We start from the raw sequence: 12,390 nt of genomic DNA, 5'->3' as shown, positions 1-12,390 counted from the left end.
TGTCGTGCTAACGGAGGTTTTTTATGCAGATCTATAAAGTTGGCGGCGCTGTACGTGATCGCCTGCTGGGCAAGCCTGTCACCGATATTGACTGGGTAGTCGTTGGCGCAACAGCCGAACAAATGCAAGCCTTGGGGTATCGCCCTGTAGGTTCAGACTTCCCGGTATTTCTTCACCCCAAAACCGGCGACGAATACGCTCTGGCACGTACAGAGCGTAAAAGCGGTCATGGTTATGGCGGCTTTATTTTTCATGCCAGCCCCGACGTCACCCTGGAAGAAGACCTGATACGCCGCGACCTGACCATCAACGCAATGGCTGAGGACGATGCTGGCAATATAACTGACCCTTACAATGGTCAGCGCGATCTTGAAGACCGTGTTTTACGCCACGTTTCCCCCGCATTTGCCGAAGATCCTCTCAGAGTCCTGCGTGTGGCCCGCTTCGCAGCACGCTACGCGAGCCTTGGTTTCAACATCGCACCAGAAACGCTGGAATTGATGCGCCAGCTGTCCAGATCCGGCGAGCTGCAAGCCTTGACCCCCGAGCGCTGCTGGAAAGAAATTTCCCGCGCCCTGATGGAAGACCAACCTCAGGTATTTATTGAAGTGCTGCGCAGTTGTGACGCACTGGAGGTGCTGCTGCCAGAGGTGAATGCACTGTTTGGTGTGCCACAACCCCCTGCCCACCACCCGGAAATCGACAGCGGCGTGCATACCCTGAGCGTGCTGGAGCAATCGGCGCTGCACAAGCAACCGCTGACCGTTCGCTGGGCGTGCCTTCTGCACGACCTTGGCAAGGGGCTTACGCCGGAGAAAGACTGGCCAAGACACATTGCCCACGAGCACAAAGGACTACGCCTGATCAAAGCCGTAAATGATCGCTACAAAGTGCCAAGGGATTGCCAGGAATTGGCATTGCTGGTGGGCGAGTACCACACCCACGGCCATCGTGCTCTTGAGCTCAAGGCTTCGACGCTACTCGAGTTACTGCAGCGCTTTGACGTGTACCGCCGCCCGCAGCGATTCGAGGAGTTTATCGTGGCATGCGAGATGGACGCCAAAGGGCGTCTTGGCCTGGAAAACCGGCCGTATCCGCAAGCTGACTACCTGCGCGGCGCTGCACGGGCCGCACTGGCCGTGGCCGTGCAACCACTGCTGGAGCAGGGCTTCAAAGGCCCAGAACTGGGTGAGGCCCTGAAGCACGAGCGGCTCAAGGCACTGCAAGCCTACAAGGATGCCGTGTAGCGCAAATATTGTGGGAGCGGGCTTGCTCGCGATGGCATCAATGCGGTCTGACGCAAAGACCGCAGCGCCAGTATCGCGAGCAAGCCCGCTCCCACAAAAAAGCAGCACCCTGCTGCACATTCAAACGACCTTCAGCCTGCCAGCATCTCCAGCGGCGTCAACTGCTCACCCCGCCATTCAAACGCAGCAGGTGCGAGCACTTGATCGATCTGTGCCTCTGCCCACAACTGAGCAAGGGTCTTGCCCACACCTGGATGCACTTTGTCTGGCGCTATCAATGATAGCGGCCACAACACAAAAGCATTCTTGAGAATCTCGGCACGGGGCAAGGTCAATCCGTCAAAACTACCCACCAGGTCACCGTAAAACAGCACGTCGATATCCAGTGGCAATCCTTTACGATCTTGAGCATAACGTCCGTTATCAGCTTCGATCAGCTTCAATCGCCGACTCAACTCAATCAGTGGCAAATCGGTTTTCGCCGCCACCACCAGATTGAAAAAAGGCCCGCTTTTGATACCCACAGGCTGACTTTCGAAAACCGCAGAGCAACACATATCGCGCAAAAAACCGGTCAGTGCATCAAGCCCCGCCAGCAAATGCTTTTCGCGCTCGACATTACTGCCCAGCCCGAGATAAACCTGAGTTAGCGACATCCGCGCTCAATCTCCACGCCAACCCCTGTGGCCGCCGCAACGGCGCCGGGCTTGGTCAGCTTGAGGTGCAGCCAGGGAATGTTGAACTCACTCATCAACACCTCTGCCAGACGCTCCGCAAAGGTTTCCACCAGTTGAAATTGAGCGTGCTCGGCAAATGCCTGAATACGCGTGGAAACGCTCGCATAATCGAGAGCCAGCGTCAGGTCATCGCCAGCGGCAGCCGGACGGTTATCCCACGCAAAACTCAGGTCAAGGCGCAGGCACTGACGGATGCCGCGCTCCCAGTCATAAGCACCAATTACGGTGTCGACTTCCAGGCCTTCGATAAACACTCTGTCCAAGCACTCTTCTCCGCAGCACGACAAGGGCGCAATGCGCCGTTAGAATCAGGGCGTCCTCGCCCGGAATAGTTAGCATGTTTTGGTTACTGGCGATCCTCGCCTACCTGCTTGGCTCTCTGTCCTTTGCCATTTTGCTCAGCCGCCTGACGGGAACTCCCGATCCGCGAATGAGTGGCTCCGGCAATGCCGGCGCAACCAACATGTTGCGTCTGGCTGGCAAAAAACTTGCCGTCCTGACCTTGCTCGGCGACCTGTGCAAGGGGCTTTTACCCGTCCTTCTGGCCTGCCAACTGGATTTCTCGCTCCAGGACCAAGCCTGGATCGGTAGCTGCGCCGTCGTAGGACACATGTACCCTGCGTACTTCCGCTTTCGCGGCGGCAAAGGTGTCGCCACGGCTGCCGGCATGCTACTGGGGCTATACCCTCCCGCGGCATTGCTGGCTGTCGCAGCATGGCTGCTAACCTTTCAGCTGACCCGTACCAGCTCACTGGCGGCGTTGATCGCCACACCCCTGACCCTGCCATTGCTGGCCTGGCAAGAGCCTGCCGCCCTGCTGCCCACGAGCGTCCTGACGGCACTGATTGTCTGGCGCCACCGCGGCAATTTACGCGACCTGATGGCTGGGCGCGAACGCCATTTCTGAATCTTGCCCGTGAAAAAACCTCACGCTCGATCCAACCCCGGCTCTCACAGGGGCTTCAACTGCTCCATCGGCCAGCGTGCCTGCACGCTGATTGCCAATGTTTCGTGCTGGCCAGCCTGCAAACGCTGGCAACCAGCAAACGCAATCATCGCGCCATTATCCGTGCAAAATTCCGGGCGAGCGTAGTAAACGTTACCCTTCATCTCGCCGAGCATTTTTTCCAGGGATACACGCAACGCCTTGTTGGCGCTCACACCACCAGCAATCACCAGGCGCTTCATGCCCGCGTGCTTCAAGGCGCGCTTGCACTTGATCGTCAGCGTCTCGACCACAGCCTGCTGGAACGCCAGGGAAATATCGCAACGGGTTTGCTCGGTATCGTCGCCCGCGGCCACACAGCGCTGCCAAGTGTTCAGGGCGAAGGTTTTGAGGCCGCTGAAGCTGAACTGCAGCCCCGGACGATCAGTCATGGGGCGAGGGAATACAAAACGCCCCGCAACGCCCTGAGCGGCCAGACGCCCGATCTCAGGGCCACCTGGATAGTTGAGCCCCATCATCTTCGCGGTCTTGTCGAACGCCTCACCCGCAGCATCGTCCAGCGTCTCGCCCAGCAACTCGTACTGGCCGATACCATCAACGCGAACCAGCTGCGTGTGACCGCCCGATACCAACAAAGCGACGAACGGAAATTCCGGAGGCTGTTCTTCCAGCATCGGAGCCAATAAATGGCCTTCCATGTGATGGACACCGAGGGCCGGAATACCCCAGGCAAAAGCCAGCGCCTGAGCGCAAGAAGCCCCAACCAGAAGGGCTCCGACCAATCCTGGACCCGCCGTGTAGGCTATTGCGTCGATCTCGGTCGGCACACAATCGGCTTCGGCCAGCACCTGACGAATCAAGGGCAGCATGCGCTTGACGTGATCCCTTGAAGCCAGCTCCGGCACCACACCGCCATAGGCGCGGTGAAGGTCGATCTGACTGAACAGTGCATCGGCCAAAAGCCCGCGCTCACTGTCGTATAGCGCGACGCCGGTTTCGTCGCAGGAGGTTTCTAATCCCAGTACTAGCATGGGTTTACGCCTTGTAGAGGCTAAATTCGAAGGCGCGCATAATAGTCGCCACTCCCGCCCCCGGCCAGCGGTTTTCGATCAGAGGCTTTGCATTCCGGGCGATGAGGGGTTAACATCCGCAACCCTTAAAAACCGACGTCTTTCAACGCAATTTTTGCCTTGAGACGTTGACCCCGGTAATGAATGAAGGTAGCTCTGGATGCCAGCCGTCAAAGTAAAAGAGAACGAACCCTTCGACGTAGCTCTGCGTCGTTTCAAGCGCTCCTGCGAAAAAGCCGGTGTTCTGGCTGAAGTTCGCAGCCGCGAATTTTACGAGAAGCCGACTTCCGAGCGTAAACGCAAAGCAGCAGCTGCTGTTAAGCGTCACGCGAAGAAAGTTCAGCGCGAGCAGCGCCGCGCCGTTCGTCTGTACTAATACACAGACGTTCGTAGCACGCTTCTGCCAAGCCCGGCCTAAAGCCGGGCCGTAGGCAGTTGTTGAAGGTTACATGCTTTATCGTCAAGGCCGCAGATGCGACCGCGACAAGCGTTACATCACGTCAGACCTGGCCTAATAGCCAGCGGTGCACGTCTTTACTGACGAGCCTTCCAAGGCTACCGACGAGCACACCTCTCTGATTTTCCCTAAAGACGATCAGCCCAAGGCACCTCTCCAGTGCCTGCTTATGAGCTATCCGAGACCAGCCATTGGTCAGTGCCGGACTCAGAGCGTGAAAATTACCGATCCCATTCACTCTGTTTAAAATGAGCAGACCGGGTTTCGACAGATACACTTCCCCGAAATAATTGAGCTGACGCCCCACGATCGAGCAGTGCATTCGCCTGCACGCGCGATGTCCAAGCCCTTTATACGGACCCATTTCTGCGCAGTGATGACGAGAACGCCATGGCCGGGTTAATCCCCCAGAGCTTTATTGACGACCTTCTGAACCGTACCGATATCGTCGATGTCGTCAGCTCTCGCGTGCAAATGAAGAAAGCCGGCAAAAATTACACGGCCTGCTGCCCCTTCCACAAAGAAAAAACGCCGTCTTTCAGCGTCAGCCCCGACAAACAGTTCTATTACTGCTTTGGCTGCGGCGCGGGCGGCAACGCCCTCGGCTTCATCATGGACCACGACAACCTGGATTTCCCCCAGGCCGTCGAAGAACTGGCCAAAGCCGCCGGCATGGAGATCCCGCGAGAAGAAAGTGGCCGCCCACACAAGCCGCGGCAGCCAACTGACTCTCCGCTCTATCCACTTCTGACCGCGGCTGCCGATTTTTATCGCCAGGCATTAAAAACCCATCCTGCACGCAAAGCTGCTGTGGACTACCTGAAGGGCCGCGGCCTGACCGGCGAAATCGCCCGCGACTTCGGTCTCGGATTCGCCCCGCCAGGCTGGGACAATCTGTACAAACACCTAAGCAGCGACACACTGCAGCAAAAAGCCATGATCGATGCGGGCTTGCTGGTGGAAAACGCCGAGACCGGCAAGCGCTATGACCGCTTTCGTGATCGCGTCATGTTTCCGATCCGCGACAGTCGTGGCCGCATCATCGCCTTTGGTGGCCGGGTCCTGGGCGATGACAAACCCAAATACCTGAACTCCCCGGAAACGCCGGTCTTTCATAAAGGCCAGGAACTGTACGGGCTGTTCGAAGCACGCAAGTTCAATCGCAGCCTCGACGAAATCATCGTGGTTGAAGGCTACATGGACGTCATTGCCCTGGCCCAGCAAGGCCTGCGCAATGCCGTCGCAACACTGGGCACCGCCACCAGTGAAGAACACATGAAGCGCTTGTTCCGCGTAGTACCCAGTGTTTTGTTCTGCTTTGACGGCGACCAGGCAGGCCGCAATGCTGCCTGGCGCGCACTGGAGGCCACACTCCCTTGCCTGCAGGATGGACGGCGCGCGCGCTTTTTGTTTCTGCCTGAAGGCGAGGACCCGGACACACTGGTGCGCTCCGAAGGTACCGACGCCTTCAAGGCACGCATCAACCAGCACGCACAACCACTGGCCGATTACTTCTTCCAGCAGTTAACCGAAGAAGCAGACCCGCGCTCGCTAGAAGGCAAAGCCCATATGGCCACGCTGGCAGCACCGCTGATCGACAAAGTCCCGGGTGCCAACCTGCGGACCTTGATGCGCCAGCGCCTGAGCGAAATTACCGGCCTGACCAGCGAGACCGTCAGCCAGCTGGCGCAAAACGCACCTGCGAAGCCCCAGGCTCAACCGACCTACGACCCCGGCATTGATTACGATGCAATGCCCGACTACAGCGACTTCCAGCAACCGGACATGTACATCCCGCAACAGGAATGGACGCCGAAAAAGCCTGGCGCTGGCGGTAAAAAGTGGGAAAACAAACCCTGGGACAAAAAAGGCAAGCGTGGCGGCGAACGCGAGCAGGCCTGGATCCCCGTAGGCGTTGAACCGCCTACACTGACAGCCCTGCGCACCCTGCTGCACCATCCGCAACTGGCCAAAAAAGTTGAGGATGCCGGGCACTTTGCTGCAGAAGACCAGACTAACAATCAGTTACTGATTGCGCTGGTAGAGGCCGTACAGAAAAATCCTAAGCTAAGCTCTATACAGCTACTGTCCCGCTGGCACGGCACTGAACAGGGCCGCTTGCTGCAAAGACTGCTGGAAAAGGAATGGCTAATTGATGCCGATAACCTTGAACAACAGTTTTTCGACACCATAACTAGCTTGTCAGCTCGTCAACGCGAGCGAAATCTAGAGCAACTTCTTCGAAAAGCACGTCAAGGCGAGCTAAGTAGCGAGGAAAAAAATCAGTTACGCGACCTTCTAAGTCGCAATAATCCCGCATCAAACCCGACCTCAACTGGCGCGTGAGGTCATAGCTAAGGTATAATCCTCGGCTTGTTTTTTGCCCGCCAAGACCTTCAGTGGATAGGGTGTTATGTCCGGAAAAGCGCAACAGCAGTCTCGTATCAAAGAGTTGATCACCCTCGGCCGTGAGCAGAAGTATCTGACTTACGCAGAGGTCAACGACCACCTGCCCGAAGATATTTCAGATCCGGAGCAAGTGGAAGACATCATCCGCATGATTAATGACATGGGGATCCCCGTACACGAGAGTGCTCCGGATGCGGACGCCCTTATGTTGGCCGATGCCGACACCGACGAAGCAGCTGCTGAAGAAGCAGCTGCCGCGTTGGCGGCAGTAGAGACCGACATTGGTCGTACTACCGACCCTGTGCGCATGTATATGCGTGAAATGGGCACGGTAGAACTGCTGACACGTGAAGGCGAAATCGAAATCGCCAAGCGTATCGAAGAAGGCATCCGTGAAGTGATGGGCGCAATTGCGCACTTCCCTGGCACGGTTGACCATATTCTCTCCGAGTACACTCGCGTCACCACCGAAGGTGGTCGCCTGTCCGACGTTCTGAGCGGTTATATCGACCCGGACGATGGTACTGCGCCGCCTGCAGCCGAAGTACCGCCTCCTGTCGACCCAAAGGTGAAAGCCGAAGGTGATGACGAAGAGGACGATAAGGAAGAGTCCAGCGAAGAAGAGGAAGAGGTCGAAAGCGGCCCCGATCCGATCATCGCGGCTCAGCGCTTTGGCGCCGTTTCCGATCAGATGGAACTCGCTCGCAAGGCACTGAAAAAGCACGGCCGTGGCAGCAAGCAGGCAATTGCCGAGCTGGTTGCACTGGCAGAGCTGTTCATGCCGATCAAACTGGTCCCGAAGCAATTCGAAGGCCTGGTTGAGCGTGTTCGCAGCGCCCTGGAGCGTCTGCGTGCACAAGAGCGCGCCATCATGCAGCTGTGTGTACGTGATGCACGCATGCCGCGTACCGATTTCCTGCGCCTGTTCCCGGGCAACGAAGTCGACGAAAGCTGGAGCGACGCGCTGGCCAAAGGCAAAAGCAAATATGCTGAAGCCATTGGTCGCCTGCAACCGGACATCATCCGTTGCCAGCAAAAGCTGTCTGCCCTGGAAGCAGAAACCGGCCTGAAGATTGCCGAGATCAAGGACATCAACCGTCGTATGTCGATCGGTGAGGCCAAGGCCCGCCGCGCGAAGAAAGAAATGGTTGAAGCCAACTTGCGTCTGGTTATCTCCATCGCCAAGAAGTACACCAACCGTGGCTTGCAGTTCCTCGATCTGATCCAGGAAGGCAACATCGGCTTGATGAAAGCGGTAGACAAGTTTGAATACCGCCGCGGCTACAAATTCTCGACTTATGCCACCTGGTGGATCCGTCAGGCGATCACTCGCTCGATCGCCGACCAGGCCCGCACCATCCGTATTCCGGTGCACATGATCGAGACGATCAACAAGCTCAACCGTATTTCCCGCCAGATGTTGCAGGAAATGGGTCGCGAACCGACCCCGGAAGAGCTGGGCGAACGCATGGAAATGCCTGAGGATAAAATCCGTAAGGTATTGAAGATCGCTAAAGAGCCGATCTCCATGGAAACCCCGATCGGTGATGACGAAGACTCCCATCTGGGTGACTTCATCGAAGACTCGACCATGCAGTCGCCAATCGATGTAGCCACTGTTGAGAGCCTTAAAGAAGCGACACGCGATGTACTCGGCGGCCTCACAGCCCGTGAAGCCAAGGTACTGCGCATGCGTTTCGGTATCGACATGAATACCGACCACACCCTCGAGGAGGTTGGTAAACAGTTCGACGTTACCCGTGAACGGATTCGTCAGATCGAAGCCAAAGCGTTACGCAAGCTGCGCCACCCGACGAGAAGCGAGCATTTGCGCTCCTTCCTCGACGAGTGATAACAAAACCCCCGGCCCTGCCGGGGGTTTTGCTTTATAGCCAAGACCCTTCCTGCTCCCTCCCCCTGCCACAGCCCGACTACACTGGATGCATCCAGGCGTTTTGAAGAGACGCGCATGTCACGATTGCTGGCCATCCTGCTACTGTCGCTTGTCGTTTGGACTACGGGCTCCCATGCCCTGACGTTCACCGATAATGAACAACAGTGGCTCAAAGACCATCCTGAGCTGCTCCTTGGTATCGACACCACGTGGCCGCCCTTTGAGTTCCGCGATCAGGAAGGCAACTACAAAGGCCTTGCCGCCGATTACATACAGCTGATCAGCGACCGGCTGGGTATAACCTTCAAACCGGTGGCAGCTCCAAGCTGGAGCGAAGTGCTGGAACAGACCAAAGAAGGCAAGATCGACTTGCTGCCCGGCATTATGTCGACACCTGAACGTCAAAAGTACCTGGCGTTTACCCGGCCCTATCTGGACTTCCCCATCGTCATCCTCGCCCACAAGGGTGGCGCGTCACCGAAAAACATCGAAGACCTCTACGGCCTCAGGGTCGGCGTCATTGAAAACTACGCCCCCCATGAGCTTCTGCGCGCGCAATACCCGGACCTGAACATCGTCGCACTGCCCAACGTCAGTTCGGCCCTGCAGGCGCTGGCCACGGACCAGGTCGATGCGATGGTCGGCGACCTGGCTTCCAGCGTATGGAGCCTGCGCCAGCTCAAACTCGATGGTCTTTACGTCAGTGGCGAAACGCCTTTTCGCTTTCAACTGGCAATGGCCGTTCCCAAAAGTCAGACCGTGCTGCTCGAACTGCTGGACAAAGTACTGGCTGACATAAGCCCCAGTGAAACCGAAAGCATTCAGCAGCACTGGGTCGGCAACATCAGTGACTACCGGGCCTTGTGGCGCACCTTGCTGGTGTATGTCCTTCCCGGCGCGCTGCTATTGATCACCGTGCTGCTCATCGTCGTGCGCATCAATCGGCGCCTGAGCTCTGAAATTTCCCGGCGAACGGCCCTGGAACAGGAGCTGCGCAGCAGCGAGCATCACTACAGGGGAATGATTGAAAGCCTTTCAGCTATCGCCTGGGAGGCACCACTGGACGGCGACACCTATACCTATGTCTCCCCCCAGGCCGAAGCGTTGCTGGGCTACCCGATTGCAGACTGGCTAAGTCTGGGCTTCTGGAATCGAATCCTGCATCCCGACGACCTGGCCCGAGCCCGGGACTTCCGCGAAAAGGAAGTCAACGCCAACTGCGACCACAGCCTGGACTATCGCGTGATCACCGCTGACGGCAACACGCTGTGGCTGCGCGACATCGCCAGCATCACAACCCATAACCTGCAGGTCGTACTGCGCGGCCTGATGATCAATATCAGCGAAACCAAGCAGACCGAAGAGGCCTTGCGCTTATCCGAAGAGAAGTTCGCCAAAGTATTCCATGCCTCACCCAATGGCCTGTTAGTGAGCCGAAAAAGTGACGGCCTGCTGATAGAGATAAACGAAGGCTTCAGCCGTCTCAGTGGTTATGACAGTACCAGCGCCTTGCACCACTCAACGTTTGACCTGCATCTATGGGTAGATTTCCAGCAGCGGCGCGAAGTGCTGCGACTACTGGAACAGGACGGCTTTGTACGGGACTTCAGTTGTAACTTCCGTCATAAAGACGGGCACATTCGCCTCTGTGAGATTTCCAGCTACCCACTGATGATCGGAGCTGAACACTGCATTCTGACCATCATTCACGACATCACCGAACGTCACCAGATGCAGGAAAAACTCCTGCAAACGGCCACCGTCTTTGAAAGCACGGCCGAAGGCATCATCTTTACCGACCCCCAGCAAAAAATCACTGCAGTGAACCGGGCCTTCACCGAAATCACCGGCTACAGCGAGAGTGAAGCACTGGGTCAGACCCCGAGAATCCTGGCGTCAGGCCAACACGACAGGGTATTTTTTGCAGCCATGTGGCATCAACTGTCGAACGCCGACAACTGGCAGGGCGAAATCAGCAACAAACGCAAAAATGGCGAAATCTACCCCAACTGGCTGACCATTAGCGCCGTTCGCAACAGCGACAACCTGATCACCCACTTTGTGGCCGTATTTTCTGATATTTCCAGCCTCAAACATGCTCAGGCACGCCTTGACCACCAGGCTCACCACGACCCGCTGACCAACCTTCCCAACCGTTTACTGTTTGAAAACCGGTTATGCGAGGTACTGGCCGATCAGAGGCGAAACGGCCAGCGCAGTGCCGTGCTGTTTCTGGACCTTGATCGATTCAAAAACATCAACGACAGCCTCGGGCATCCAGTGGGCGACCTTCTGCTGAAAGGCATCGCAACCCGCCTCAAGGAACAGCTGCGCGACATCGACACAGTGGCCCGTCTGGGCGGGGATGAGTTCATCATTTTGCTGCCCGGGCTCAAACAAGCCAACGATGCGCAAATGATTGCCAACAAGTTGCTGGCGTGTTTCAACGCACCCTTCCTGGCAGGCGAGCACGAGCTTTTCATCAGCGCCAGCATCGGCACCAGCGTATTCCCGGACGATGGCGACGACGTCGCCACACTCGTCAAAAATGCCGACCTGGCGATGTACCACTCCAAACTCAAAGGGCGCAACCGCGTCGAACGCTACAGCCACGACCTTGGTTCACAAGCCAGTGCGCGGGTCGTCCTGAGCCATGAGCTGCGCCGAGCCCTGGAACGCGGCCAGGTATCACTGTTGTACCTACCCAAAATCAGCCTGGATGACTGCAGCGTGGTCGGGGCCGAAGCACTGCTGCACTGGATCCACCCCATACTCGGAGAAATCCCCCACGAGCGCTTGATTCATCTGGCCGAAGAAAACGGCATGATCATACAAATAGGGGATTGGATGCTTGAACGCGCCTGCCAGCAACTGCACTCATGGAACCAGGTGTACGTCCCCTTTGGAGCGATCTCAGTCAACCTCGCAAGCGCTCAACTGCACCAACCCGGGTTACTGGAGCACGTACAGCACCTGCTCAAGACTTGTATGCTCAAGCCCGGCTACCTGCAACTTAAAATCACTGAAAGCTTTATTACGTGCCAGGCCGAAGAAGCCTGTGAAGCCCTGCATCGACTCAAACAACTGGGGGTAAGACTGTCCATTGACGATTTCGGCACCGGCAACTCGTCCCTCAGCTACCTCAAGCGCTTGCCGCTGGACACGCTGAAAATCGACTCGTCTTTTATCAAGGGCCTGCCCGATGACGCACACGATGCCGCTATTGTTCGCGCCATCATTACACTGGGGCACAGCCTGCAATTGACCATCATCGCGGACGGCGTAGAAACCGGGGCACAGCGTACATTCCTGGCCCAAGCCGGTTGCGAACAAATCCAGGGCGCCATCGTCAGCCCCCCTCTGTCTGCTGAAAAATTCGCAGCAACCTTCCTTCGTATGCCTATTTCAGATTTTTCGGATAGCACTACCGAGAAACCGTCGTTATAATCCGCGGCCTACTGAGGGCCTATAGCTCAGTTGGTTAGAGCAGGGGACTCATAATCCCTTGGTCGTAGGTTCGAGTCCTACTGGGCCCACCATACTCAAAGCCGCGCACTGCGCGGCTTTTGTGTTTCCGGGGTTTGGGATTTTGCTTTTCAAAACACCCTGAAAACCGCTTTCCGTCCACAA

9 protein-coding genes and 1 tRNA gene are annotated in these 12,390 nt (G+C 56.9%); 7 read left to right on the top strand and 3 right to left on the bottom strand.

Going from position 1 to position 12,390, the window contains the following annotated elements; genetic code table 11:
- Window positions 1-23: 23 nt before the first annotated feature.
- The gene (locus VSQ83_RS01570; protein ID WP_133075303.1) at window positions 24-1,247 is read left to right on the top strand and encodes a multifunctional CCA addition/repair protein; all 1,224 of its coding nucleotides are present in this window, start codon (window positions 24-26) and stop codon (window positions 1,245-1,247) included.
- Window positions 1,248-1,378: 131 nt separating this feature from the next.
- On the opposite strand, the gene folK is transcribed toward VSQ83_RS01570, so the two are convergent.
- Complete coding sequence (gene folK, locus VSQ83_RS01565; RefSeq protein ID WP_326425137.1) at window positions 1,379-1,903, bottom strand: 2-amino-4-hydroxy-6-hydroxymethyldihydropteridine diphosphokinase; 525 nt, start codon at window positions 1,901-1,903, stop codon at window positions 1,379-1,381.
- Window positions 1,894-2,247, bottom strand: coding sequence for a dihydroneopterin aldolase (gene folB, locus VSQ83_RS01560; RefSeq protein WP_133075301.1), 354 nt, complete (start codon window positions 2,245-2,247; stop codon window positions 1,894-1,896). Before folB ends, folK begins: the two co-directional genes overlap by 10 nt.
- A gap of 74 nt (window positions 2,248-2,321) precedes the next feature.
- On the opposite strand from folB, the gene plsY reads away from it, so the two are divergent.
- Entirely contained in the window at window positions 2,322-2,891 is a 570-nt protein-coding gene (gene plsY / locus VSQ83_RS01555) for a glycerol-3-phosphate 1-O-acyltransferase PlsY (RefSeq protein WP_326425135.1), read from the top strand.
- Between the two features lie 44 nt (window positions 2,892-2,935).
- Here plsY and tsaD read toward each other — a convergent pair whose 3' ends face one another.
- Window positions 2,936-3,961 (bottom strand): tRNA (adenosine(37)-N6)-threonylcarbamoyltransferase complex transferase subunit TsaD, encoded by a 1,026-nt coding sequence (gene tsaD, locus VSQ83_RS01550; protein WP_326425133.1) that lies wholly within the window; start codon window positions 3,959-3,961, stop codon window positions 2,936-2,938.
- A 199-nt stretch (window positions 3,962-4,160) separates the two neighbouring features.
- On the opposite strand from tsaD, the gene rpsU reads away from it, so the two are divergent.
- From rpsU to VSQ83_RS01525, 5 genes are all read left to right on the top strand, one after another.
- On the top strand, window positions 4,161-4,376 hold the full coding sequence (rpsU, locus tag VSQ83_RS01545) for a 30S ribosomal protein S21 (protein WP_002551877.1): 216 nt from the start codon (window positions 4,161-4,163) through the stop codon (window positions 4,374-4,376).
- Between the two features lie 471 nt (window positions 4,377-4,847).
- A complete protein-coding gene (gene dnaG, locus VSQ83_RS01540) occupies window positions 4,848-6,803 on the top strand; it encodes a DNA primase (RefSeq protein WP_133075299.1) in 1,956 nt (651 codons plus the stop codon).
- Window positions 6,804-6,870: 67 nt separating this feature from the next.
- Window positions 6,871-8,718, top strand: coding sequence for an RNA polymerase sigma factor RpoD (gene rpoD / locus VSQ83_RS01535; protein ID WP_326425131.1), 1,848 nt, complete (start codon window positions 6,871-6,873; stop codon window positions 8,716-8,718).
- Between the two features lie 117 nt (window positions 8,719-8,835).
- Complete coding sequence (locus VSQ83_RS01530) at window positions 8,836-12,207, top strand: bifunctional diguanylate cyclase/phosphodiesterase (RefSeq protein WP_326425129.1); 3,372 nt, start codon at window positions 8,836-8,838, stop codon at window positions 12,205-12,207.
- A gap of 15 nt (window positions 12,208-12,222) precedes the next feature.
- Window positions 12,223-12,299: transfer RNA gene (locus VSQ83_RS01525), tRNA-Ile, on the top strand.
- Window positions 12,300-12,390: the final 91 nt, after the last annotated feature.

The sequence above is a fragment of the Pseudomonas sp. DSV-1 genome (assembly GCF_035830915.1).
GTDB lineage: Bacteria > Pseudomonadota > Gammaproteobacteria > Pseudomonadales > Pseudomonadaceae > Aquipseudomonas.
This window is presented reverse-complemented; position numbering and strand designations above follow the sequence as displayed.